This window comes from Lactobacillus taiwanensis DSM 21401, assembly GCF_001436695.1.
Taxonomy (GTDB): Bacteria; Bacillota; Bacilli; order Lactobacillales; family Lactobacillaceae; genus Lactobacillus; species Lactobacillus taiwanensis.
Genome location: NZ_AYZG01000001.1, coordinates 150,121 through 173,782, shown reverse-complemented (window position 1 = coordinate 173,782; position 23,662 = coordinate 150,121). Strand labels below are relative to the sequence as shown.

Genomic DNA, 23,662 nt, shown 5'->3' with positions numbered 1-23,662 from the left:
AATTTTTTACTAAAAATATCTTTACTTTTTTATTTAAATAGTGTTTAATAAAGTTCATCTTAATTTAATGTATTTTATTTTTTGGAGGGGACAATATGAAAGTTAAGAAGATATTTGCGGCTGTTTCTACGGCTGCCGTTGCCGCTGTTGCCCTAACTGCTTGTGGTAAGAAAGATAATAGCTCTTCAGGTGACCAAGCATTAACTTGGATGGAAAAAACTGAACTTCAAACTATGGATATTTCTAAAGCCACAGATGAAACGAGTTTTAATCAATTAAATAATGTTTATGAAGGTCTTTATCGTTTAGGAAAGAATTCAAAAGTTGAAAATGCTTTAGCGACTAAGACTGTTGAAAGTAAAGACGGAAAGAATTGGACTTTCACTTTACGTAAAGGTGCAAAATGGTCAAATGGTGATCCTGTAACTGCGAAAGATTTTGTTTATTCTTGGCAAAGAACCGTTGATCCAAAGACTGGTTCTCAATATACTTCTCTATTTTCTGGAATTGAAAATGCTGACGAAATTACTAAAGGAAAGAAGTCTCCAAGTACTTTAGGTATTAAAGCAGTAGGAGATTACAAATTAGAAGTTAAATTGGAACACCGTATTCCATACTTTAAGTTGTTAATGGGATTCCCACTATTCTTCCCTCAAAATCAAAAGACTGTTGAAAAGTCTGGTAGCAATTACGGAACTGCTTCTAAGTATCAAGTTTATAATGGTCCCTTTGTTCAAAAAGGCTGGACTGGTTCTAACTTGAAGTGGGAGTTAGTTAAGAATGATTCTTACTGGGACAAGAAGGATGTTAAGCTTAAGAGTATTGATTACTCAATTCAGAAGACACCTACTACTGCTTACAACCTATATCAATCCGGTAAGTTAGATGCAGCTGTTTTAGATGCACAAGGCACTAAGCAATTAAAGAATCAAACTGGTTACACTATTCGAAAGAAAGCAAGTACTCAGTACTTAAGCTACAATATGGCTAAGAGACCAGAATTTAAGAATGCTAAGTTACGCCAAGCTATTTCAATGGCTGTTGATCGCCCAGCTTTAGCAAATGCATTAGGTGGAGCTAACCAAGTAGCTAAGACTTTAACTGCACCAGGTATTGTAGACATTAAAGGAAAAGACTATGTTGACTACGTAGAAACTCCTAAGTCAGAAGTTTACATGAAACATGATGCTAAGAAGGCACGTGAATTATATAAAGAAGCCCTTAAGGAACTTGGAAAGACTAGTTTAACTTTCAACTTGCTTGGCTACGATGACGATGCAAGTAAGAAAGCAACAGAAACTCTTCAAAGTCAATTAGAAGATACATTGAAAGATGTAAATGTTCATGTTCAAAACATTCCTAAGAAGACTGCAATCGACAAAATGGTATCTGGCAACTTTGATGTTTCCTTCTCTGGATGGAGTGGTGACTTCGCAGACCCAATTACTTTCTTAGATCTTCTAACACCTGATAACGCAATGAACTTTGGTAAGTGGGACAATGAAAAATACAACAGCTTACTTGCTGACTCTAAGACTACTGGTGATGTAAACAAGAGAAATCATGACTTAGAAGATGCAGAAAAGATCTTACTTGAAGAACAAGGTGTAAGTCCATTATTCCACCAACAAGAAGCATGGATGGTAAAACCATCAGTTAAGGGAGTTATTTACAATGGTGCTGGTGCATCATACAACTTTAAGCATGCTTATGTTGCAAAATAAGTAGTTAAATGAAAAATCGAAGATTATAAAATCTCCGATTTTTTTATTAAATACAATATTAAAAAGTATGAGTTAATGAAAGGCTAAATATGAGTAAATATATATTAAAACGTGTCTTTTATATGATCTTAACTTTGTTTATTGTGGCAACAGCAACTTTCTTCTTAATGAAAGCTATGCCGGGGTCGCCTTATGCAAATGAAGCTAAAATGACACCAACTCAAATTAAAATTATGAACGAACAATATGGTTTAAATAAGCCCGTCTTTGTTCAATATTTAATTTATTTGGGTGGAATGTTCAAGGGCGATTTCGGTACTTCTTTCCAATATGCTAATCAATCAGTAACTAGTTTGATCTTGCCACGGTTGGCTGTTTCTATGCAATTAGGTTTGCAAGCTATGGTGGTAGGAGTCGTATTTGGAGTTTTGTTAGGAACTTTAGCCGCTGTAAAACAAGGTACTTGGGTTGACTCTACTTCAACAGTTTTGGCAATTATCGGAAGATCAGTACCTAACTTTGTTTTAGCTGTTATCTTGCAATACTATATTGCTTTAAAATTAGGTTGGTTTTCAATTGCTGGTTGGGGTTCATTTTCACAATCTGTTTTGCCAACGATTGCTTTAGCGGTCGCTCCAATGGCTGAAACTGAACGATTTGTAAGAACTAGTATGGTCGATAATATGAATCAGGATTATGTGGAACTTGGACGTGCTAAGGGTTTGAGTCGAATGGAAGTTGTTCGAGGACATGTAATGCGTAATAGTATGATTCCAATTGTAACGTTGCTTGGTCCTTACACCGTAGCGTTGATGACTGGTTCAATGGTTATTGAAAATATTTTTAACATTCCTGGTATTGGTGAGCAATTCGTTAAGTCAATTTTAACTAACGATTATCCAACAATCATGGGTGTAACAATGATTTATTCAATTGGCTTGGTAGTAGTCTTATTAATTACTGATATTATCTACGGCTTAATTGATCCAAGAATTAGATTGCAAGGAAAGGAAGGATAGAGAATGAACGAAGAATTCAATGTAAGTCCTGAAGATTTTAAAAAATTACCTCCAGATGAAGCTCAAGATAATGAAAATATTGCAGGACCATCTTTATCCTTTGGTCAGAGTGTTTGGCTACAATTAAAAAAGAAAAAATCAGCAATTGTTTCAGCTGTAGTCATTATTTTAATGGTTCTTATAGCATTTGGTTCAACGCCATTTATTAATAATGAGACCTTGGTAAAGTCACATCCACAGTATGCAAACTTGCCCGCAAAAGTTCCTGGTATGAGCGCAATTAATGGCTTAAATGGAAAATTAAAGCAGGGAGATAAGTGGGTAAATGTATATGAACAAAATCATATCCCTAAAGATAAGTATTTCTTTGCTGGAACTGATTATTTAGGCAGACCCTTAGGTCAAAGAATCATTTATGGAACAAAAATTTCTTTAATTGTCGCTTTTGTTGCTGCCTTGTTTGACCTAACCATTGGAGTGTTGTATGGAATTGTTTCTGGTTGGAAAGGCGGAGGAGTAGATAATGGAATGCAGCGAATTATCGAAATTATTTCGTCAATTCCTAATTTAGTAATTGTTGTTTTGATGTTGGTTGTTTTAAAACCAGGAATGATGTCAATTATTTTAGCAATTGCCATTTCTTCTTGGACAACAATGGCTCGGCAAATTAGGGCGGAGACATTAACATTAAAGAATCAGGAATATGTTTTAGCTGCCCGTAACTTAGGACAGTCTTCTTGGAAGATTGCGTTAAAACACCTGGTTCCTAATCTTTCAAGTTTAATTATCATCCAAATGATGTACACAATTCCAACTGCTATTTTCTTTGAAGCATTTTTAAGTTTTATCGGTATTGGTATATCTGCTCCTCAAACTTCACTTGGAGTGTTGCTTAATGAAGGGCAAAAGAATTTTCAATTTTTGCCATATCAGATGTGGTTCCCAGCAATTGTGTTATGTGTTTTGATGATTGCCTTTAACTTGTTAGGTGATGGCTTAAGAGATGCATTAGATCCAAAGAGCAGAAGGTAAAAGAAATGACAGAAAAAGTTTTAGACGTAAAAAATTTAAAAATTGATTTCCATACATATGCTGGGGATGTAAAGGCTATTCGTAACGTTTCTTTTCATTTAAACAAGGGAGAAACATTAGCTATTGTAGGTGAATCAGGTTCCGGAAAGTCGGTAACTACAAGAACAATAATTGGCTTGTTAGCTAAAAACGCTGAAATAGTTGGTGGAGAGATTGATTTTCACGGTAAAAATTTATTGGCAACTAAAGAAAAGGATTGGCGCAAAATTCGTGGAAATGAAATATCGATGATTTTTCAGGATCCAATGACATCCTTAGATCCAACAATGAAGATCGGCCAGCAAATTGCTGAGCCTCTGATTAAACATAAGGGAGTCAGTAAAAAAGAAGCATGGAAAAAAGCTCTTGAAATGATGAAGGCTGTTGGAATTCCAGATGCAGAAAAAAGAATTAATCAATATCCCCATCAATTTTCAGGTGGTATGCGTCAAAGAATTGTGATTGCAATTGCCTTAATTTGTGAACCAGAAGTTTTACTTGCTGATGAACCAACAACGGCTTTAGATGTAACAGTTCAAGCAGAAATTTTAGATTTAATGAAAGATTTGCAAAAAAAGATTGGTACATCAATTATTTTTATCACCCATGACTTAGGTGTAGTTGCTGGAATGGCAGATCGAGTAGCAGTAATGTATGCAGGTGAGATTTTAGAATATGGATCTGTTGATGATATTTTCTATAACCCACAACATCCTTATACATGGGGGTTAATCAATTCAATGCCAACGTTAGAAAGCGAAGAATTAGAATCAATTCCAGGAACCCCTCCTAACTTGCTAGATCCTCCTAAAGGAGATCCTTTTGCTCCACGTAACAAGTATGCGATGAAGATTGATGCCGAGAGAAAACCACCTTTCTTTAAGGTTTCTGAGACTCATTATGCTGCTACCTGGTTACTGCATCCGAATGCTCCTAAAGTTGTTCCTCCAGCAGAGATTAGACGTAGACAGAAAAAATTTGCAGAAATGAAAGAAAAATAATAGATAGGAAAAAGCGATGACAGAAAAGAAAAAGATTTTAGAAGTTAAAAACTTAAAGCAATACTTTAAAGTGGGTCGATCAACTGTCAAAGCTGTAGATGATGTCAGTTTTGATATCTATGAAGGTGAAACTTTTGGTTTAGTAGGGGAATCAGGATCAGGTAAGACTACTACTGGACGAAGTATTTTGCATCTTTATGAGCCTACTGACGGAGAAATAATTTTTGAAGGAAAAGATGTTAATAAATTAAAAGGCAAAAAGGAAAAATTGAAATTTCATCGTGATGCACAGATGATTTTTCAAGATCCATACGCATCCTTAAATCCTAGAATGACTGTTGAAGATATTATTGCAGAAGGTCTAGATATTCACCAGCAAATTAAAAATAAAGCTGATAGGAAAAAGCGTGTTATTGAATTATTAAACTTGGTAGGTTTAAGTAAAGAACATGCATCAAGATTTCCGCATGAATTCTCTGGTGGTCAACGTCAAAGAATTGGGATTGCCAGAGCTTTAGCAATTAATCCGAAGTTTATCGTAGCTGATGAACCGATTTCTGCACTAGATGTATCGATTCAGGCGCAGGTAGTTAATCTAATGAAAGAATTACAAGAAAAGAAAAAGTTAACTTACTTGTTCATTGCCCATGATCTTTCAATGGTTAAATTTATTTCTGATCGAATTGGAGTTATGCGGTTTGGAAAGTTGCTTGAAGTAGGAACAGCAGATGAAGTCTATAATCGTCCACTGCATGATTACACTAAGAGTTTAATTTCTGCCGTGCCTATTCCTGATCCAGAAGTTGAACGTAAAAGACAAAGAATACAATATGATGACTCAAAATTTGATCCTCGAAAGCCTCGTTCATTACATGAAATTGAACCGGGACATTTTGTAAGATGTGCTGATGATGAGGTAGACTACTATTTAAAAGCTGCAAAGAGTTACCTGTAAATTAAAGATCTATTGGATAAAATATCTGATAGATCTTTTTCTTGTGTCTGTTAGAATTAAAATATAGAAAAGAGGGTGCAAGATGGATATTGAATTAGTTAAGCAATTTACCAAAAAACAGTTAAAAGGAGAAAAAACAGGCCATGATTACTATCATGGACAAAGAGTAGCAAACTTAGCTACAAAAATGTATCTAAGCGATTATCCTGATGCACATGAAGATAGTAGAGTTGTTGCTATTATTCAGACAGGAAGTTATTTACATGATACGATTGATGAAAAGATTTGCGAAGATCCTAGTAAAGTAATCTCGGAAATTGAAGAGTTACTGCCAAAAATTGGATTTACTGAATTAGAAGCGCAGGATATTTTATTTACAATTCAACATATGTCATTTTCAGCTAATATTGAGCACCACTATAAGCTGCCCTTGAGTGGACAATATGTACAAGATGCTGACCGAATTGAAAGCTTGGGTGCAATTGGAATTGCGCGGGCTTTTACGTATGGCGGAAAGCATGGTAATAAGATTTATGATCCAGAGATTAAACCTGAAAAATTAGTAAGTCATGATCAATATCGTAACCATGTGGAAACAACAATTAATCACTTCTACGAGAAATTATTTGATTTAGAAGGATTGATGAATACTCCAGCTGCTAAGAAAGAAGCACATCGAAGAACTGAATATATGCGTGAGTTTGTTCAAGAATTTATGGATGAATGGAATGTGTAGTAAAAAAGCATTGTATCAATTTTTGACACAATGCTTTTTGCATAAGTATATTTTATTAAGCAAGTGAGTCCCAAGCTGGAAGTGGAGTTGGCTTGCTTTCGGCGAGTTTCTTTTGGTCGTCGGTTAAGAATTCTTTTCTAACAACTACTTCATAAACAAACTCATCAAACCATTTATCGCTCATTGTGAAGTAGCCCTTACGGCCTGACTTTTCACTCCATGAGTTTTCAACTTTCCACTTACGGATTTCACCCTTATCTAAGTCGACACCAACTAAGGTCATAGCATGACTAACTTCACCTTCGCCAGTAGCTAATCTTTCAGCCTTAGTCATGTAAGTATCAACATCAAATAATTCGTCAGTCTTATATAATTCAGTATCTAAGTAACCAGTCTTGCGGTCCATTTCTTTCAAGACATCATTGCCAAACCAAACACTTTCGCCATCCTTTAATTGTTTAATAGCAGCGTCTTTTAAGTATTCGATTGGAACATTTAAGAAGGTAATAGGAATACCGCCATTAACATTGTCTTCAAATGGAAGAGAGTAAAGCTTACCATATTCATGATCTGGTGCATTAGTTAAACAAACATAATCTTCAAAGTTAACATCCCAGTATTTATTAAAGAATTCAACTGGAGTTAAGTCCTTATCTAAGTGAAGCTTTTTATCATCGTCTCGATATTCTAAGTCAAAAGTCTTAGGTGGTTCACCAACAGCAATTGCAGTCATACGGTAAATTTCGCTTAAGAATTCTTTACGCTTCTTTTCAACTTCGTCAGTTTTACCTTCTTGAACTAATTTACGTAAAACTAGGGCATCTTTTCTTTCCTTACGAGCTAAAGCATCAGCTAAGCCAGCAGTGTGGTTAGTATTAAAACTCTCAGGCATTGCATTAGTTGGTACAACACCGTATTTTTTAACTAATGAAGCCGCCATTGCCCATTGACCACCATCTGAGCCAGCAAAGTTCATATAGGCTTTAACAGTACGATCATCTAAAGGCTTATCAGCAGAATCAATAATTGCATCGTAAAAAATATTTGCACGTTCAATCTTATCCCAGAAGAAGTTGTAAGCTTGAGATAAAGTAAAATTCTTAGCCTTATACTTTTTACCAAAGTCGTGACGTAAAGTATTCAAAGTAGCAAATAACCAGCAACGACCTGATTGCATTTGGTTAGTAACATTATCAGTTTCTACTTCAACAGAGAAGACATCGTTTAAGCGGTTAGTAACTGCTGGATTAAATGAAGCTTCTAGCACTCCAGAACGCATAGCAGCACGAGAAACAACTTCATTACGTGAATTATCGAAGTCACTGCGGAATTGATCAATTTCTTGTAGGGTTAATTCGTGAGACATATAATTTTACACTCCTTTAATTTTTTTATCATGTTTTTCATTATATTTACTATACAGCAAATAATGATTTAATACACTAATTTTGTGAATGAAAGTAACTTTCATAAGTATTTCAATAGACGTTATGAAGTATAATATTTATAACAATATCGGAGGGAAAAACTATGAAAAAGAATATTTTTGTATCAGGAATTACCCTAATGACAATGCTTTTAGCCGTAGGTTGCAGTAATAATGCAAGCCAGTCTAACACTAATAATGAAGCTAAAAGTACTAAGACGAGCCATAAAAAGAGCCACAAAGCTAAAAAACATATAACTAAGAAAGATAAAACTGATATAGATACTGATAATTCAGAAACTACCAGCTCAGATAAAAAGACTGATAAGAGCAGTGAAAATTCCAAGAGTAGTACTAGTAAGAAGACCAGTCAGAATGGATCAGCAAGCTCTAATTCGTCTAATTCAAATGAAGTAGAAAAATCAAATAATTTAAATGGCTCATCCAATTCTTCAGCATCTAATACTCAAAATAATAGTGGTCAAAGTGCCGCATCAGCTAATAACTCTTCAGATACCATGTTTAACAAGATGGTTTCTAATACTATTAAAGAAAACGGCTATTCAAGTAGTTATGGACCAGATAATTTTACGTTAATTGATGGTGGTAATGGACAATATTCTTTAGCTGAGAAGTCAACTGGAACAATTGTTGGTCATTATTCTGTAAAGAATGGTGATCTTTACAAGCAAGATGTGATTACTGGAAATGATGTTAAGGTTAAATAATGGTTTATTATCAAAAAATGACGCCTGAAGGCTATCAAGAAATTAAAGACGAGATAGCCCGCTTAAAAAAAGATCGGCCACGGAGAATTAAAATCTTACAAGAAGCTCGTAGTATGGGAGACTTATCGGAGAATTCTGAATATACTACCGCTAAGATGGAATTAGGGCATTTACAAAGTCGTTTGCGCTATTTAGATAAGCAATTAAGATATTCAGAAATTATTCAAAAAGATGAAAGTGGAACTATTGATTTAGGATCAAATGTTACTTTGCTTTTTGATGGTGATGATGAAGCTGAAAAATATCGTATTGTTGGTAGAATGGAAGCAGATTTAGCTAAGGGAAAGATATCCTTTGATTCGCCTTTAGGGCAAGCCTTAATGAAGCAAAAAGCTGGTGCAACAGTAACTGTTGAAGCGCCAGCTGGAAGTTATGATGTTAAAATTATTGATGTGAATTAAAAATAGATATTGTAATGGTCTCCCTAAGATTGTCTAAACTAGGATAAAATTTAAATTTTTAAAAAGTAAAAAATTTGAATATAAAGCTTCTTGCTATTTAAGTAAGAAATATAACTTGCGTATAGGTAGAATTGCATATTTACTTGTATTAATTGATAGACAGGGCTTTACTGCTACCTATATTCTAAAGAGTTTAAAGAAAAAACTATAAATCGTGTTTTATCAGCTAACGAATCTATTAATAATATTGCATTGGATCTGGGGCTATTCATGGAGGAATGTTAGGTAACTAGGAATTTTAAGAAGGGAAACGAAGAGCTTCGTTGTTAGAATTTAAAGCTGATTATGAAAAGCATCAATTTTTGTAGGTCACTACAATTTCTATTCTTATTTTTTTCTCAAAAGAACATATTTTCTTAAAGTGGGATATTTAAGAAATAGATATGTGTCATATGTCCAACTAGAGCTAGTATTTAAAATCCACATAAACCAAGTGCTGTGATCAGTAAAAAAGAATATTTTTGATAAATCACGAAGCAGTTCTGTCGATAATTCTCCAAAGATTTCTTTATGATTAATATTTTGTTCAAAAAGTAATTTAATTAATAAGCCTAATATAAAAATGATTATCCAGCCAATTAAATAATTTAGCCCACGTTTTATTGTAATTTTTGGAACATGATATTTATTTAAATTATCACTAATAGATACTTCTGCACCGTAGGCTTGAAATATTCCTATTATAATTCCAATGAAGGATAAAGCAAAAGTTGCAATAATCGTTAGAATTGAATATTCATACTTAATTGCTAAAATCATCATTATTGCAGAATAAATGGGAATAATTATTAAGGAAAATCTAGTTGCTGTGTCTGCTTTAAATGTCCCGTGGATAAACTTATAGATTAAAAATAGTATAAATAGTAATTCCATATGGCAATCCTTAATGATTCTAATTTACTCAAGTGTAACAAAAAAAGTCGTCTATTAAAAAATAGACGACGATTAAGTTATAAATTTTTTAATCAATAGTAATTGTATTTTCCTTATCTTCTTCAGTTAATTTTGGCAAGGTAATGGTTAAAACGCCATTAACATCTTTTGCGGAAATTTCTTTAGAGTCAACATCAGGGATGCGGTAACTTCTTTGAATGTGACCAACGCTTCTTTCCCGGTGAAGAAGATTGCCATTCTTGTCATCTAAGTTATCAAACGAATCACGGCTACCTGAAACATTTAAGACACCATCTTTATATGAAACCTTGATATCTTTCTTATCCATTCCAGGCATGTCGACCTTAACAATATAATCCTTATCAGTTTCTGCTACATCAGATTGCATAATGTTCTTAATTGAACTGTCATCAAAAAAGTCTTTTGGAAAACTAAACCAATCGCTTAATTGATCCATCATATTATCATTGTTACGATTCTTCATTATTTCGTTTGCCATAATAAAACTTCCTTCCATTACGCTCTCTACACTGTTTATTGTAGTAGGTTAGGATAGAATGTAAAATATTTAGCACTCTGGCACATTAACTGCTAATTTGGAAGAAAAAAATAGGATTTAGTATACTTGCTAAATCCTATTTTAAATTACTAATCTAAGTCTTTACCGTTAGATTCAATGACTTTTTTATACCAGTTAAATGAATCCTTCTTTGAACGTTCTAGTGTTCCTTCGCCCTTATCATTCTTGTCAACATAGATGAAGCCGTAGCGTTTGTCCATTTGACCAGTTCCAGCTGAAACTAAGTCAATGCATCCCCAAGGAAGGTAACCCATCAAGTCAACGCCGTCTAAAACAACAGCTTTTTCCATTTGTTCAATGTGCTTTCTCAAGTAATCGATTCGATATGGATCGTGAACTGAACCGTCAGCTTCGCGCTTATCGTAAGCACCGAGACCATTTTCAACGATAAATAATGGCTTGTGGTAGCGGTCAGTTAGGTGGTTAAGAGAGATTCTCAAACCTTCTGGATCAATTTCCCAACCCCAGTCACTACGCTCTAAAGTAGGGTTTTCTACGATCGCTTCTTGTAAGTCAGTTAATTCATCTGGTTTGACTTTCTTACTTGAAACAGTAGTGGATTGATAGTATGAGAAGCCAACGTAGTCTACTGTACCTTCTTTTAAGGCAATCTTATCTTCTTCAGTAATATCTGGACGATAACCATTTCTTTCAATGTAATCTTCAACAGCATTTGGATATTCACCGTTAACGTGTACATCGGAGAAGAAGTCACGTCTTTGTTCAAATTTATCAGCAAGTAAAACATCATCTGATGATGGAGTTAAAGGACGAACAGGTGAGTAGTTAATCATACAACCAATTTGGAAGTCGGGATTAATCTTGTGACCTTCTTTAACTGCTAAAGCAGAAGCAACTAATTCATAGTGGGCAGCTTGATACATAGCAGCTTCTTTTTCTTTATCGCCCATTCCATTATTAAACAAGATACCGGAGTTAGTAGCCATTAAGAAGTCATTGTTAAAACTAGATTGATTATCAATTTCGTTGAAAGTCATCCAGTATTTAACTTTGTTCTTGTAACGCTTGAAGCAAACACGGGCAAAGCGAACAAAGTAATCAATTAATTTACGGTTAGTAAAGCCACCATATTCTTTAACTAAGTGATATGGAATTTCAAAGTGAGAAAGGGTAATTACAGGTTCAATTCCATATTTATGACATTCGTCAAATAAGTCATCATAGAACTTAAGCCCTGCTTCATTTGGTTCTTTTTCGTCGCCCTTAGGAAAAATTCTAGTCCAAGCTATTGAAGTACGGAAAGCCTTAAAGCCCATTTCCGCCATTAACTTAATATCACCTTTGTAGTGGTGGTAAAAATCAATTGCGTCATGGTTAGGATAGTTCTTACCAGGAATAACACCATCAGTAATTTCACGTGGCTTAGTTGCTGATCCTACTGTCATAACGTCAGCAACTGACATTCCCTTTCCATCTTCATCCCATGCACCTTCAAGTTGGTGAGCGGCAACAGCGCCACCCCATAAAAAGCCCTCAGGCATAGTGTATCCAGTCATATTCAATACGTCCTTTCTAAAGTAAGCGTTTTCGGAATTCATTCTACAAATTAAAAACTCAATTGTAAAGCGTAAAAGTATAGAATTTTATTTTTTATAAGAAAACAGTTATTGTTGCAAGCGGTTTCATAGTGGAGTATTATACAGGTGTTGTCTGAATTGTTCAGGAACAATATTGAAAGGACAGATACAATAATGACTAAAAAAGATCAGAGTTTAGAACAAAAGAAACATGACATGAGTGTAAGATCTATAAATTTTAGCCGCTATTTAATGATTCGTTATTTCTCTGCGGCGTTCTTATTCACTAATCTATTTTGGTTAGTTTTTGCAATTTGTTACCACGATATTGTTGCTTCGATAATTTCAGGATTATTATTTGTTTTATTATTAATAGCTTCAGTAGAGCAAGTAAGTAAATGGAATGTTAAAAATACTGACTTAAAATTTACCAAACTGTATTATCAACTGCAGCTAGCTGCAAATGTAATCTTTGCTATGGGTTGCTATTTACCATTTGGAAAGATTCTATTTCCTTTTATGGCTACAAACGATGTCGCAAATGTGATCTTTACAATTTTAATTATTGGAATATTAGGATCCATCTTAATCTTAAGAAGAATTAGCAACATTCAAAATGGTCGCGACAAATATGCAGGAGCAATTAAGACATTTGAAACTAATAGACAGTAGGACAAATTGAGGGGGATGTACTATGTCTGACACTGCACAACCATCATTTAAAGATAAAATGATGAAGGCTTTAGGTAAGTTCTCAGGTTCACGTTTTGTACGTGCAATTATGGGTGCTGGTTATTCCATTATTGCCTTTTCTATCATTGGATCTATGTTTTTGGTCCTAACAGTATTACCACAAGTTATTACTGCTAAGGGATTTGTAGATTTCTATAACAACACTATTGGTCGATTTAGTAATATGTATACTGTTATATATAATGCGACCATGGGAATTATTGCAATTTTCTTTGCTGGTTCATTTGCATATAATTATGCAGATATTTACCGTAAAGAAGAGAATTTGCTACTTGATCCATTAAACGCTGTTTTCTTAACTTTGATGGGACTATTCATCACTGTTCCACAATTGGTTTGGAAAAGCGGCAGCACAATTTTTATAAATATTTTAAAAAATAATAATGTAATAGCAGGAGGATATAGTGTATCTGGTTCTGGGTTGACCAGAATCGGAGCAACTGGTATTTTTACTGGCTTAGTAGTTGCTTGGTTAACGGTTCAAATTTATCGTTTCTGTATTAAACATAATTGGCGCATTAAGATGCCAGCATCTGTTCCATCTGGTGTGGCAAATTCATTTTCTGCATTAATTCCAGGATTTGTCGTTGCATTTACAATTGGTATTATTGATATCATTTTAATTGTTCTAGGCACTGATATTTTCCAAGTATTATATATCCCATTTTCATTTATTTCTGCTATTGCTGATACTTGGTGGGGATTCTTAATCGTTATCTTCTTCATTCACTTTTTATGGTGGTTTGGTATTCATGGTGCTACAATTACATCAAGTTTCTATCAAGCAATTGTTTTAGCAAATATGGCGGATAACGTAAAAGGTGGATTCCATGTATTTGCTGGTGACCCAATAAACGCATTTGTTACTATTGGTGGTTCTGGTGCTACCTTAGGTATGGCAATCTTTATTGCATTTTTGGCTAGATCAAAGCAATTGAAAGAACTAGGTAAGCTTGAATTGATTCCCGCAATCTTTAACATTAACGAACCATTAATTTTTGGATTACCTATTGTTTATAATGTGGGTCTATTTATTCCATTTATTTGTGCACCACTTGCTTCTGGTGCTGTAGCTTATGTTGCAATCGCAACTCACATGGTTCCTAAAATTATTGTTCAACAACCATGGCCAACTCCAGTTGGATTAAGTGGTATGATTGCAACTGCTAGTTGGCAAGGTTTCGTTCTTTCAGTTGTATGTGCTGTAGTAGCATTTTTAATTTGGTTCCCATTTATTAGACACTACGATACAGCGATTTATAAGAAAGAACAAGCTGATGCTATTAAAGCATAATTAAAAAGTATATGCTTTTAAAACCTCGTAGTTTAAAATATAACTATGAGGTTTTTTATTTTAAGGACATAGTAATGAAAAAATATGAATTAGTTGCGGATAAAATAAAAGCTTATATTACCAAAAACAAACTTCATCATGGAGATAAATTACCAACAATTACCGAATTAATGAAAGAATATCAGGTTGGTAAATCAACGATCTTACAGGCAATTACGTTGTTGACTCAACGAGGAATAGTTTATAAAGTTCAAGGTTCTGGAGTTTTTGTCAGACCGACTGGACGAGATGGATATATGTCACTAACAGACAATGCTGGTTTTGCTCATGTATTAAAAAATCCTAGTACGGAAGTCATTGAGTTCTCAGAGAAAAAAGCGCCTAGTCCTCTAAATGAGTATCTTCATTCTGATGAAGTATGTTACTTTATAAAAAGATTGCGCAGACAAGAAGGTAAGCCATTTGTTTTGGAAGAATCATATTATCCTAAGAGCATTATTCCGTTTATGAGTAAGGAAATTGCTGAAGGATCGATTTTTAACTATATCAAAGATGGTTTAAAGAAAGAAATTCGTTTCTCTGATAAATATATGCGTGTTAGAAAGTTAAGAGCAGATGAAGCAAAGTATCTAGAATTAGAAGAAGGAGATCCTTGTTTAGAAGTTTATGATACGTTCTATTTAGCTAATGGAACTCCTTTTGATAGTTCTAAGTTGGTATACAATTATCAAAATTCTAAATTCTATGATCAAAGTTCTGATGACATTATTTAAAAAAATAGTCCTAATCTCAAAGTACAAATTATTTGAGACTAGGACTATTTTTATTTTGTATAAGCTAAGACATTATTTTTCATTTGTTTTAATTGCTTTTTAGCGCCTTGCTTTAATTGCCAGTTGTAAAACCAAGTACCGATATTAGAATGTTTCTTTTCGTCATAGCTGAGAACATTTTCTTTAAAAACAATCTGACAACCCTGCGGTGTATCGGTTAAATAGTAGCCAATTTTAACATCTATTTTAGGTGACTTGAAAACTGAAACATATTTTTTACCGAATTCATATTCAGTGATTTCGGCTTTCACATTTCTTTGTTGATATGTTGTTCCTGCAGCAATTTTAACAGGTAAGTCATTACCACGAGCTTTTTTAATTGCTTGAGTAAGCTGTCTATCTAGGTAATTAAAGAAATCTCTTGCTTTAAAGTTTGCTTGTTCTTTGATTGTAATCATTTTGTTTGTCTTTCTCTATCTATCTTGTCAAAAAAATAGAGCCTAGAAATGCTAGGTTCTATCTTGTTTTTTAGTCTAAATCTTCACCATGTGATGCAATAACTTTTTTGTACCAGTTAAAGGAATCCTTAGGATATCTCTTTAATGAGCCGTTACCTTTGTCATCGCGGTCTACGTAAACAAAGCCGTAGCGTTTCTTCATTTCACCTGTTCCATTTGATACTAAATCGATTGCTGACCACATCGTGTAGCCCATTAAAGGAATGCCATCTTCATTAACTGCTTCTTCCATTGACTTGATTTGGGCACGAAGATAGTTAATGCGGTAATCATCATGAACTTTATGATCTTCAGTTAATTCATCACCCCAACCAAGACCATTTTCAACGATAAATAGTGGCTTATGGTATCTATCCCAGAGGTCATTTAAGGCAATTCTTAAGACATCTGGGTCTGTTGCCCAGCCCCAGGCATTATAGTCAAGATAAGGGTTCTTAACGCCACCTGCGGAAACATTACCATTGGCTTTTGCATCTGCTTCATGTGTAGTAAGAACATTAGAAGTGTAGCAAGAAAAGCTGAGAAAGTCTGCTGGATAGTTTTTAATTAGCTCATAGTCTTCTGGCTTATCATCAAGTTTGATGCCATCACGTTCATATTGTTTTAAACGATATTCAGGGTAGCGACCGCCAGTTTGAACATCAGAATAGAAAAGCATCTCTTGCCTAGCTTTCATAACTAAAATTTGATCAGCTGGATCAGCAGTATAAGGATAGTAAGCAGAGTAGGCAAGCATTTGACCAACCTGGTTGCTTTGATCAATTTCATGAGCTAATTTAACAACTTTACTACTTGCTACAAATTGATTATGAGCCCCTTGAGCACGATTTTGTTTACTTCCATCAATTAGACCTCCGCCCATATAAGGAGCCATATCCATCGCATTAATTTCGTTAAAAGTAAGCCAGTACTTAACCTTACCCTTGTAGTGATTCATGACGATATCTGCATAGTGAACAAAGATATCAATCATTTTTCGATCTTTCCAGCCACCAAAACGGTTGATTAAAGATAGGGGAGTTTCATAGTGCGAAAGAGTTACTAAAGGTTCAATACCATATTTAGCACATTCATCAAAAATCTTGTCGTAAAAGGCTAATCCTTCTTCATTTGGCTTTTCATCATCTCCATTTGGCAAAATACGTGACCAATTTAATGATAAACGGAACATATTAAAGCCCATATCAGCCATATATTTAATATCTTCTTTATAGTGGTGGTAGAAGTCTGTTCCTTCATGACTAGGGTAAGAGTAACCATCTAAAAGAGCTGGTTTTGCACCTTCAGGCAATTTGAATTCGTTTCCCCAAGTCATTGCAGTGGTACCAGTTTTGCCGTCTGGTGTTTTCCAAGTAACTTTCCTTGGTTCGGTAGCAGAGCCGTTAGTTAAGACATCAATTGCATTTAATCCTTTACCACCTTCTTGATAGCCACCTTCATATTGATTAGCAGCACTAGCACCGCCCCAGTAAAAATCTTTAGGCATTGAGTAGGTTTTAGTCATACTTTTTTCCTTTCTTAATTTGTTTAATTTTATAAAAAAAGTTCTAGAATTGCTCTAGAACTTTTACTTAAAAGCTGTTTGTTTCCAAAACGACGTAATTTCGTTCATCATAGCGATTGCGGCTTGTTGAATATTCAACTGGTTGACCATTGTTTAACCACACGATCTGTTCAAGCTCTAAGATTGGGTCATCCTTTTTAGCTTGAAGATATTTTTGATCCCAATCATCAGCTTTAGCAGCTTTGATTTTACGATATGCAACGCCAAATTTTAGTTTTAAATCATGATGAAGATAATTATAGATAGAATTGTGTAAGATATCTTCATTTAAATTCGGAACTAAATTAACGGGCATAAAAGTATGTTCAAGAATTAGAGGTTTATCTTCAAGTCGTCTTAAGCGCCGAATATTGTAAACAGGGTCACTAGCTTTTATTCTTAGGTAGTGTTGAATATCTTCATTTGGAAATTCGACATTAAATTCGATGATATCACTAGTAACTTCATCTGATCCTAGTAAATTAGCCAATCCACTAAAAGCATTTGCTGCTGAATCAAACTTATCTTGAATTGGAACTGGACCTAATACAAAAGTACCTAAACCAGATTCTTTATAAACGAGTCCTTTTCTTTGCAGGCCATCTAAAGCTTTCTTAACAGTTAAACGGCTTACGTGTAATTCTTCTGCAAGTGTTTTTTGGTCAGGAAGGGGATTTTGTGGTTTATAGACTCCATCTTCAATTCTTTTTTGTAGAATTCGAGCAACTTTTAAGTATTTCGCTTCTGCAGTCATTATTTTTCAGCCATTTTTTTGTAAACAGCTACTACTTCTTTTGCTAAGTCAATAAAAGTAATGGCTGTCATCAAGTGGTCTTGTGCATGAACCATGTAAAGGTCAACTTTTACGTGGTTACCTTGTGCTTCTTGGGTTAACATATCGGTTTGAACGTTGTGAGCATTTACTAAACTTTCATTTGCTTGCTTAATAAATTCGTCAGCCTTTTCAAAATCGCCTTTCTTAGCAGCTTGAATTGCTTGCATAGCAGCAGCTTTTGCATTACCTGCTTGCATAATAATTCCCATTACAACTTGCATGTTATCGCTATTTTCTTGTGCCATAATTTTAATTCTCCTAGATAGTATTTTTAAAATAAAAGATGCTCCTGACAATTATTTATTTTACTATGTCAGCAAGCATCTCCCATAAATTATTTTTGTTTTAATTCTCGAATTCCTTGATCAATTGCTGCATCACAGTCAATTGGTAGTTGTAAAATCATTTTTCCATCAATTTCAAGACCCTTAGGAATCTGAATCATACTTGGAAAATGGTAACCATGATAAGCCTTAGTTCCATTATCTAAATAAATAGAAACTTGTCCATCTGCGCTGACACCAATTTTGAAGTGATGACCATCGCGATCGAATTCATTAACAATTTTTACTTCGTCGTTCATTTATTTATCGCCCATTAATTCTTGAGCAGTTTCAAGAACATGTTCACCATTCATCATACCGTAATCTTGCATGTTAATGACTGTTAATGGAATGCCTGCTTCATCAGTGATCTTTTTAACACTATCTTCCATGTATTGAACTTGAGGTCCAAGCATTAATACATCTGGGTGTTCCTTATCAATTTCATCTTGGATACCTGATGCTGCAGTAGCAAAGATCTTATAGTCTTTACCTTTTTCCTTAGCTGCGTTTTGCATCTTTGATACTAAAAGTGAAGTTGACATACCTGCTGAACAAGCTAACATAATAGTTTTATCTGCCATAATAATTATCTCCTTTTTGTAAATATAGTTAAGTGTTTTTCAGTGTTAGAGTGTTGATCTATAAATTAAATGTATGCACTTTCATCATTGAAAGCATTTACATTATAGCACTATTTTAATTATAAGTGTCAATTAATAACTAAAAAATTATTTACCTTCAGCTTCGTCTTTCTTAAGCGTTGCAGCTTCTCTTTGAACCAAGATCTTGTCGTATTTTCTAGCAAATGGCCAGTAGATTAAGGTTGAAATTACTAGAGTACATGCTTGCCAAATTGCCATCTTCCAGCCACCAATTAGGAAACCAGAAATAACAGCAGGCATTGTCCATGGACAAGCAAAACCGTTAAGAGGAGGAACAATACCGGTTTTAATTACAAAGTAAGTTGAAATTGCAACTACAACTGGAGTTAAGAAGAATGGGATTGCTAAGAATGGGTTCATAACAATAGGTAAACCAAATAGGAATGGTTCGTTAATATTAAAGATACCAGGAACTAATTCAACTTTATCAATTGAACGTAATTGTGCTGATTTAGCAGCAATTAAGATAAAGATAATTAAACCTATAGTAATACCTGAACCAGTTAAGTTAATGAAGTTGTTGTAGAATTCGTTAGTAACAACGTGGGCACCGTTAGCGATAGTTAACTTACCGGCCTTGTATAATTGAGCGTTATCGAATGAGTTGGCCTGAAGCATTGGACCAGCTAAGGAACCAACAATCAAACCACCGTGAACACCAAAGAACCAGAAGAATGGTACTAAGAATCCAATAGCGATGGCACCACCAAGTGAATCTGAAATACCTTGAAGTGGAATTTGAAGAGTCTGGTAGGTCCATTGTAAGAAGTCTGAACCAGTAGTTAACTTAAAGCCTGCGTAAATAAGCATAGTACCAATTAAGATAATTCCTGATGGAATCATAGCAGTAAATTGGTTAGAAACAGCAGCTAGAACTTGTTCAGGTAACTTAATAGTCCAACCTTTTTTCATAATAGCTGAGTAAATCCAGCCGACTAATAAACCAACAATAATTGCAGCGATCATACCGTCTCCGCCAAGCCAGGTAATGTTAAATACTCCGGTAACTGGTGATTCTAAGAATGTTTGTAAAGCATGTGGTAACTTATCAATATTTTCAGTTACTGCTTTTGCACTCATTCCACCGTCAATACCTTTAGCCATGGCATTCTTTAATGGGCTGTCAATAGTTAAAGTTTGAAGCATTAAGAATGCGGCTAGTGAAGTAAGACCGGGAGCTAATGGTTCATATCCTTCATTTTTAACATAAATGTAGGCAATACCAACTGATGCCCACATAGCCATGATACTAAAAGTAGTAGTGTAGGCTTGGTTAAAGAAGGCTCCCCATCCGGAACTATTAATTGCATCAGCTACAGCTGGAATAGGAATATTTCCTAAAATTAAGAAAATAGATCCAATAAGAATAAATGGTAAAGTATAAATCATACCATTTTGTAAAGCTTGGATAGCCTTAGTATTAACAAATTTCATTACTGGAGGCAGTATGCATTTATTAACAAACACACTAAAGCCTGATTGTTTTTGTTCGCCCATTATATTTCGTCTCCATTATCTTTTAATACTTTTTGGAACCAATAAAATGATTTCTTTGGAACACGTTTTAAATCTTTTAAGTCATGATTTGAACGGTTGACATAAACAGCACCGTAACGCTTTTCCATATCGGCATGTGAACTTGGAATGTCGATTAATCCCCAGCCTAGATAACTTAAAACTTTAGCTCCATCTAAGAACATGGCATCTTTCATAGCCTTAATATGTTCTTCATGGTAAGCAATACGTTCATCATCTTCGATCATATGCTCACCATCCCAAGTTTCTTTTAGGCCGATTCCGTTTTCAATTGGGAAAACTGGAATCTTGTAATGGTTATACATAGTGGTAATAGCGTTTCTAAAACCAAGTGGATCAATTGTCCAGCCCCAAGCATTTGTCTTGAGATACTTGTTTTCTACACCGCCATAATTCATGTAACGGTTAGGTGCAACGTCAGCAGGAATTTTATCAGCTGAAACTGTCCAAGAAGAATAGTAACTAAAAGCTAAAAAGTCAGCTTTTGCGTTATTCATTTCTTCTTTATCATCTTCGGTTATATCCCAACTAATATTATGGTCTTTAGCATATTGCATCACTTCTGGTGAATAACCGCGACCAGTATCTACATCATAAATATTGAAATTCAAAAATTCTTGAATTTGTTTTGCTGCCCAAACATCAGTAGACTTCGAAGTTTCAGGATAAATTTGTTGGAAGGCAAGCATTCCACCGATTTTTACATCATCATATTTTTCATGGATGTAATTAGCTAATCGAATATGACTGATCATGGTGTGGTGAAAGATGGTATACATATCATCTAAAGTTTTGTCACCTTTTTCATAACCGGAGATGTTAAATACTTCATCTTGGAAATAAAGATTGTGTTCATTGAAAATAATCCAGTACTTAACTCGATCTGAAAAATGATCAATCATCTTTTTGCCGAATCTAACAAAAGCATCAACAACATGGCGTGACATAAAACCGTTGTATTCTTTAGCTAGGTGTAGTGGCATGTCAAAGTGATAAAGACAAATCATTGGCTCGATTCCGCGATCAAGCATGGCATTTACTAATTTGTCGTAAAATTCAATTCCCTTAGGATTAAAATCCCCGTCTCCCTCGGGACAAACTCTTGACCATGAAATTTGAATACGATACATATTCATATTCATTTCTTTCATTAGGTCTAAATCCTCATCATAACGATGATATTCATCAATCGCGCTGTGCCAGTCTGTAGTATTTTCTGTAGCAGGTCGTACATCGTAAACTGATAAGCCTTTACCGTCTTCATCCCAGGCGCCTTCAGTTTGCATACTTGAAACTGAATTGCCCCAGAAGAAGTCTTTAGGCATTTTTTGCTTATTCATAATATTCTCTCTTTGCAATCGCTTACATATTTTACATGTATAAATATAAGCTTATTTAAAATAGAAGTAAAGCACTTTTATTTTAAAATATATACTTTTACTTAATTAGATAACAAAAAAGGACTGAGGTAGTTTCCTCAGTCCTTTTTCATGATGCTTTCAAACACATTTATTTAATAATAAAAAAGTGTCTATATAAAATTTAATGCTCTTTTTCAAAATCTGCAACCGCTCCACGCAAATTTGCTTCATTTTTTAACGTACAAATATCCAAAATTGGTTTAATTGTCGTAACTTCGATCTTATTTCTTAGTTTAGCAATCTCATCATCAAGTAGTGGAACTAATTCCGGATTTTGTGAAATTCCACCACCAATAATAATTTTTTCAGGATCAAAACTGTGTTGAATATTAAAAATTGCGACAGCAAGAGCATGTAAGAACTTTTCGCGTTCTTCTTGAGCAATTGGATCATCAGTGTCTGCGAGTTCAAAAACAGTTTTACCGTCAAAATCTTTTCCAGTTTTCTTATTGTAGCTCTTAGCCATGGTAACAGGTGAAGCTAGATCGCTTAACTGCTTACCATCAATAATCATAAAGCCAAATTCACCACCGTAGAGATGAGCACCATGCCAAATTTGATTGTTAATAATGATACTTCCGCCAACACCGGTTCCAATAACTAAAAATGCCATGCTCTTGCATCCTTTAGCTGCTCCGTCAGCGATTTCGGCAAGAGCTGCACAATTTGCATCATTTTCGATACTTACTGGTAGACCAAATCTTTTTTCTAATTCAGGTACGATTTTAAAGTTATGGATATAAGGTAGGGCACTTGCTCCTTCAATTACTCCGGTAGCTTTATTAACAGCACCGGGAGAAGAAATTGCTACACCATCAATTTTATGATTAGCTTTTATTTCATTAACTGCATCAGTTAATTCCTCATAAAAAGTATCTAAATTATCTGGCGTATCAATGGTAAATATCATTTTTAATTTTTGATTTATCCAAGTAGCGATTTTAATAGTTGTTCCGCCAATATCAATTGCAATTAAGTTCATTAGTATTACCTCTCTTTTTATCTTATCTTTCATGTTAATCACCAAAGTAAGCGTTGTCAATAAGTATATATTTTTCATGAAGTACAACTAATATTAAATGCTTTGCTATAATTGAAAGTAATTGATATAAAGGGGAAAAGACATGAATACGCCATCATCCAGACAAGGAAATTTGACTAGATATATTGTTTATTTAGTCTTGTATTTAATTGTAATTGGAGTTAAAAAATTAGCTCTATTAAATGATCATGTAAATAAAATAGGGTACTTTTTTTTCTTACTTTGTTCCTTGTTTACTTTATATTTTTATATTCGTCAATTTAATCGAGAACAACGATTTTTTGAAAAAAGGCCTACAATGCCTTTATTGGCAGATTATGGATTTATAGTTGGTGTATCCATTCTCGTGATTTTAGGACGTATTTTTGTTTCCTATCTTCAAGCTAAGGGAAGCGTGCCCTTAATGTCTTTTCAAATAATTTATCAAAAAGCTGAATGTAATCTTTTATTTTGGTTTCTTATATTTTCTACTGGTCTTTTGCTGCCAGCGATGCAAGTATATTTAACAACAGGCTTTTTCTTTAATTATGGGTTTAGAGCCCAGAATATGGTTAGCGGTATAGTTGGCATTATGTGTTCAGGCTTTCTCTATGGAATACTTAATTTTCAAACTTCATTTAGTTTATTTATTCTTAATAGTCTTTATGGGATGCTATTTGCTTGGTCTTACTTATATTCACAAAGAATCGTGATGCCAATTTATTTAGCAATCCTAAATGGAATTTTTATGGTGATTTTAGCCTAACAAAAAACGAGGAACTTCGTA

At 34.3% G+C, this 23,662-nt stretch carries 25 protein-coding genes; 12 read left to right on the top strand and 13 right to left on the bottom strand.

The window, feature by feature from the left end; translation table 11 throughout:
* Positions 1-95: 95 nt before the first annotated feature.
* From FD18_RS00875 to FD18_RS00850, 6 genes are all read left to right on the top strand, one after another.
* Positions 96-1,724 carry a peptide ABC transporter substrate-binding protein gene (locus tag FD18_RS00875; RefSeq protein ID WP_057718103.1) on the top strand — a complete coding sequence of 543 codons (1,629 nt, stop codon included), beginning with the start codon at positions 96-98 and terminating at the stop codon, positions 1,722-1,724.
* A gap of 89 nt (positions 1,725-1,813) precedes the next feature.
* A complete protein-coding gene (opp3b, locus tag FD18_RS00870; RefSeq protein ID WP_057718102.1) occupies positions 1,814-2,743 on the top strand; it encodes an oligopeptide ABC transporter permease in 930 nt (309 codons plus the stop codon).
* A gap of 3 nt (positions 2,744-2,746) precedes the next feature.
* Positions 2,747-3,775 carry an ABC transporter permease gene (locus FD18_RS00865; protein WP_057718101.1) on the top strand — a complete coding sequence of 343 codons (1,029 nt, stop codon included), beginning with the start codon at positions 2,747-2,749 and terminating at the stop codon, positions 3,773-3,775.
* A 5-nt stretch (positions 3,776-3,780) separates the two neighbouring features.
* A complete protein-coding gene (locus tag FD18_RS00860; protein ID WP_057718100.1) occupies positions 3,781-4,815 on the top strand; it encodes an ABC transporter ATP-binding protein in 1,035 nt (344 codons plus the stop codon).
* Between the two features lie 16 nt (positions 4,816-4,831).
* A complete protein-coding gene (locus FD18_RS00855; RefSeq protein WP_057718099.1) occupies positions 4,832-5,770 on the top strand; it encodes an ABC transporter ATP-binding protein in 939 nt (312 codons plus the stop codon).
* A gap of 82 nt (positions 5,771-5,852) precedes the next feature.
* On the top strand, positions 5,853-6,506 hold the full coding sequence (locus FD18_RS00850; protein ID WP_057718098.1) for an HD domain-containing protein: 654 nt from the start codon (positions 5,853-5,855) through the stop codon (positions 6,504-6,506).
* Positions 6,507-6,561: 55 nt separating this feature from the next.
* Here the strand turns inward: FD18_RS00850 and FD18_RS00845 are convergent, their stop codons facing one another.
* Entirely contained in the window at positions 6,562-7,872 is a 1,311-nt protein-coding gene (locus FD18_RS00845) for a C1 family peptidase (RefSeq protein WP_057718097.1), read from the bottom strand.
* 164 nt (positions 7,873-8,036) lie between these two features.
* Here FD18_RS00845 and FD18_RS00840 point away from each other — a divergent pair, with 164 nt between their 5' ends.
* Positions 8,037-8,660, top strand: a complete 624-nt coding sequence (locus FD18_RS00840; RefSeq protein WP_057718096.1) for a hypothetical protein — start codon at positions 8,037-8,039, stop codon at positions 8,658-8,660.
* The gene (gene greA / locus FD18_RS00835) at positions 8,660-9,121 is read left to right on the top strand and encodes a transcription elongation factor GreA (RefSeq protein ID WP_057718095.1); all 462 of its coding nucleotides are present in this window, start codon (positions 8,660-8,662) and stop codon (positions 9,119-9,121) included. The genes FD18_RS00840 and greA overlap by 1 nt, the downstream gene beginning before the upstream one ends.
* A gap of 387 nt (positions 9,122-9,508) precedes the next feature.
* On the opposite strand, the gene FD18_RS00830 is transcribed toward greA, so the two are convergent.
* The 3 genes from FD18_RS00830 to FD18_RS00820 form a co-directional block, all read right to left on the bottom strand.
* On the bottom strand, positions 9,509-10,054 hold the full coding sequence (locus FD18_RS00830; protein ID WP_057718094.1) for a hypothetical protein: 546 nt from the start codon (positions 10,052-10,054) through the stop codon (positions 9,509-9,511).
* A gap of 88 nt (positions 10,055-10,142) precedes the next feature.
* On the bottom strand, positions 10,143-10,574 hold the full coding sequence (locus FD18_RS00825) for an Hsp20/alpha crystallin family protein (protein WP_057718093.1): 432 nt from the start codon (positions 10,572-10,574) through the stop codon (positions 10,143-10,145).
* 149 nt (positions 10,575-10,723) lie between these two features.
* On the bottom strand, positions 10,724-12,172 hold the full coding sequence (locus FD18_RS00820) for a 6-phospho-beta-glucosidase (RefSeq protein WP_057718092.1): 1,449 nt from the start codon (positions 12,170-12,172) through the stop codon (positions 10,724-10,726).
* A 195-nt stretch (positions 12,173-12,367) separates the two neighbouring features.
* Here FD18_RS00820 and FD18_RS00815 point away from each other — a divergent pair, with 195 nt between their 5' ends.
* The 3 genes from FD18_RS00815 to FD18_RS00805 all read left to right on the top strand — a co-directional run bounded on the left by FD18_RS00815 (position 12,368) and on the right by FD18_RS00805 (position 15,013).
* Positions 12,368-12,865, top strand: a complete 498-nt coding sequence (locus tag FD18_RS00815; protein WP_057718091.1) for a hypothetical protein — start codon at positions 12,368-12,370, stop codon at positions 12,863-12,865.
* 22 nt (positions 12,866-12,887) lie between these two features.
* Positions 12,888-14,240 (top strand): PTS cellobiose transporter subunit IIC, encoded by a 1,353-nt coding sequence (gene celB / locus FD18_RS00810; RefSeq protein WP_057718090.1) that lies wholly within the window; start codon positions 12,888-12,890, stop codon positions 14,238-14,240.
* Between the two features lie 74 nt (positions 14,241-14,314).
* Positions 14,315-15,013 carry a GntR family transcriptional regulator gene (locus tag FD18_RS00805; protein ID WP_057718089.1) on the top strand — a complete coding sequence of 233 codons (699 nt, stop codon included), beginning with the start codon at positions 14,315-14,317 and terminating at the stop codon, positions 15,011-15,013.
* Positions 15,014-15,063: 50 nt separating this feature from the next.
* Here FD18_RS00805 and FD18_RS00800 read toward each other — a convergent pair whose 3' ends face one another.
* The 9 genes from FD18_RS00800 to FD18_RS00760 form a co-directional block, all read right to left on the bottom strand.
* Entirely contained in the window at positions 15,064-15,471 is a 408-nt protein-coding gene (locus FD18_RS00800; protein ID WP_057718088.1) for a DUF3284 domain-containing protein, read from the bottom strand.
* Positions 15,472-15,541: 70 nt separating this feature from the next.
* On the bottom strand, positions 15,542-17,035 hold the full coding sequence (locus FD18_RS00795; protein WP_057718087.1) for a glycoside hydrolase family 1 protein: 1,494 nt from the start codon (positions 17,033-17,035) through the stop codon (positions 15,542-15,544).
* A 67-nt stretch (positions 17,036-17,102) separates the two neighbouring features.
* Positions 17,103-17,828 carry a GntR family transcriptional regulator gene (locus FD18_RS00790; RefSeq protein WP_057718086.1) on the bottom strand — a complete coding sequence of 242 codons (726 nt, stop codon included), beginning with the start codon at positions 17,826-17,828 and terminating at the stop codon, positions 17,103-17,105.
* The gene (locus FD18_RS00785; protein WP_057718085.1) at positions 17,828-18,154 is read right to left on the bottom strand and encodes a PTS lactose/cellobiose transporter subunit IIA; all 327 of its coding nucleotides are present in this window, start codon (positions 18,152-18,154) and stop codon (positions 17,828-17,830) included. The genes FD18_RS00790 and FD18_RS00785 overlap by 1 nt, the downstream gene beginning before the upstream one ends.
* 89 nt (positions 18,155-18,243) lie before the next feature.
* Positions 18,244-18,492, bottom strand: coding sequence for a hypothetical protein (locus FD18_RS00780; protein WP_057718084.1), 249 nt, complete (start codon positions 18,490-18,492; stop codon positions 18,244-18,246).
* The gene (locus FD18_RS00775) at positions 18,493-18,816 is read right to left on the bottom strand and encodes a PTS sugar transporter subunit IIB (RefSeq protein WP_057718083.1); all 324 of its coding nucleotides are present in this window, start codon (positions 18,814-18,816) and stop codon (positions 18,493-18,495) included.
* A 147-nt stretch (positions 18,817-18,963) separates the two neighbouring features.
* Positions 18,964-20,394, bottom strand: a complete 1,431-nt coding sequence (locus FD18_RS00770; protein ID WP_057718082.1) for a PTS sugar transporter subunit IIC — start codon at positions 20,392-20,394, stop codon at positions 18,964-18,966.
* The gene (locus FD18_RS00765; RefSeq protein ID WP_057718081.1) at positions 20,394-21,773 is read right to left on the bottom strand and encodes a glycoside hydrolase family 1 protein; all 1,380 of its coding nucleotides are present in this window, start codon (positions 21,771-21,773) and stop codon (positions 20,394-20,396) included. Before FD18_RS00765 ends, FD18_RS00770 begins: the two co-directional genes overlap by 1 nt.
* Positions 21,774-21,975: 202 nt before the next feature.
* Complete coding sequence (locus FD18_RS00760; RefSeq protein WP_057718080.1) at positions 21,976-22,836, bottom strand: ROK family protein; 861 nt, start codon at positions 22,834-22,836, stop codon at positions 21,976-21,978.
* Between the two features lie 142 nt (positions 22,837-22,978).
* On the opposite strand from FD18_RS00760, the gene FD18_RS00755 reads away from it, so the two are divergent.
* Positions 22,979-23,641: a CPBP family glutamic-type intramembrane protease gene (locus tag FD18_RS00755; RefSeq protein ID WP_057718079.1), complete on the top strand. Its 663-nt coding sequence runs from the start codon at positions 22,979-22,981 to the stop codon at positions 23,639-23,641.
* Positions 23,642-23,662 lie beyond the last annotated feature (21 nt).

What these genes read in the sequence shown, in the direction of transcription:
- FD18_RS00875 (WP_057718103.1), top strand. Translation starts at nt 96, where the DNA reads ATGAAAGTTAAGAAGATATTTGCGGCTGTTTCTACGGCTGCCGTTGCC.
- opp3b (WP_057718102.1), top strand. Translation starts at nt 1,814, where the DNA reads ATGAGTAAATATATATTAAAACGTGTCTTTTATATGATCTTAACTTTG.
- FD18_RS00865 (WP_057718101.1), top strand. Translation starts at nt 2,747, where the DNA reads ATGAACGAAGAATTCAATGTAAGTCCTGAAGATTTTAAAAAATTACCT.
- FD18_RS00860 (WP_057718100.1), top strand. Translation starts at nt 3,781, where the DNA reads ATGACAGAAAAAGTTTTAGACGTAAAAAATTTAAAAATTGATTTCCAT.
- FD18_RS00855 (WP_057718099.1), top strand. Translation starts at nt 4,832, where the DNA reads ATGACAGAAAAGAAAAAGATTTTAGAAGTTAAAAACTTAAAGCAATAC.
- FD18_RS00850 (WP_057718098.1), top strand. Translation starts at nt 5,853, where the DNA reads ATGGATATTGAATTAGTTAAGCAATTTACCAAAAAACAGTTAAAAGGA.
- FD18_RS00845 (WP_057718097.1), bottom strand. Translation starts at nt 7,872, where the DNA reads ATGTCTCACGAATTAACCCTACAAGAAATTGATCAATTCCGCAGTGAC.
- FD18_RS00840 (WP_057718096.1), top strand. Translation starts at nt 8,037, where the DNA reads ATGAAAAAGAATATTTTTGTATCAGGAATTACCCTAATGACAATGCTT.
- greA (WP_057718095.1), top strand. Translation starts at nt 8,660, where the DNA reads ATGGTTTATTATCAAAAAATGACGCCTGAAGGCTATCAAGAAATTAAA.
- FD18_RS00830 (WP_057718094.1), bottom strand. Translation starts at nt 10,054, where the DNA reads ATGGAATTACTATTTATACTATTTTTAATCTATAAGTTTATCCACGGG.
- FD18_RS00825 (WP_057718093.1), bottom strand. Translation starts at nt 10,574, where the DNA reads ATGGCAAACGAAATAATGAAGAATCGTAACAATGATAATATGATGGAT.
- FD18_RS00820 (WP_057718092.1), bottom strand. Translation starts at nt 12,172, where the DNA reads ATGACTGGATACACTATGCCTGAGGGCTTTTTATGGGGTGGCGCTGTT.
- FD18_RS00815 (WP_057718091.1), top strand. Translation starts at nt 12,368, where the DNA reads ATGACTAAAAAAGATCAGAGTTTAGAACAAAAGAAACATGACATGAGT.
- celB (WP_057718090.1), top strand. Translation starts at nt 12,888, where the DNA reads ATGTCTGACACTGCACAACCATCATTTAAAGATAAAATGATGAAGGCT.
- FD18_RS00805 (WP_057718089.1), top strand. Translation starts at nt 14,315, where the DNA reads ATGAAAAAATATGAATTAGTTGCGGATAAAATAAAAGCTTATATTACC.
- FD18_RS00800 (WP_057718088.1), bottom strand. Translation starts at nt 15,471, where the DNA reads ATGATTACAATCAAAGAACAAGCAAACTTTAAAGCAAGAGATTTCTTT.
- FD18_RS00795 (WP_057718087.1), bottom strand. Translation starts at nt 17,035, where the DNA reads ATGACTAAAACCTACTCAATGCCTAAAGATTTTTACTGGGGCGGTGCT.
- FD18_RS00790 (WP_057718086.1), bottom strand. Translation starts at nt 17,828, where the DNA reads ATGACTGCAGAAGCGAAATACTTAAAAGTTGCTCGAATTCTACAAAAA.
- FD18_RS00785 (WP_057718085.1), bottom strand. Translation starts at nt 18,154, where the DNA reads ATGGCACAAGAAAATAGCGATAACATGCAAGTTGTAATGGGAATTATT.
- FD18_RS00780 (WP_057718084.1), bottom strand. Translation starts at nt 18,492, where the DNA reads ATGAACGACGAAGTAAAAATTGTTAATGAATTCGATCGCGATGGTCAT.
- FD18_RS00775 (WP_057718083.1), bottom strand. Translation starts at nt 18,816, where the DNA reads ATGGCAGATAAAACTATTATGTTAGCTTGTTCAGCAGGTATGTCAACT.
- FD18_RS00770 (WP_057718082.1), bottom strand. Translation starts at nt 20,394, where the DNA reads ATGGGCGAACAAAAACAATCAGGCTTTAGTGTGTTTGTTAATAAATGC.
- FD18_RS00765 (WP_057718081.1), bottom strand. Translation starts at nt 21,773, where the DNA reads ATGAATAAGCAAAAAATGCCTAAAGACTTCTTCTGGGGCAATTCAGTT.
- FD18_RS00760 (WP_057718080.1), bottom strand. Translation starts at nt 22,836, where the DNA reads ATGAACTTAATTGCAATTGATATTGGCGGAACAACTATTAAAATCGCT.
- FD18_RS00755 (WP_057718079.1), top strand. Translation starts at nt 22,979, where the DNA reads ATGAATACGCCATCATCCAGACAAGGAAATTTGACTAGATATATTGTT.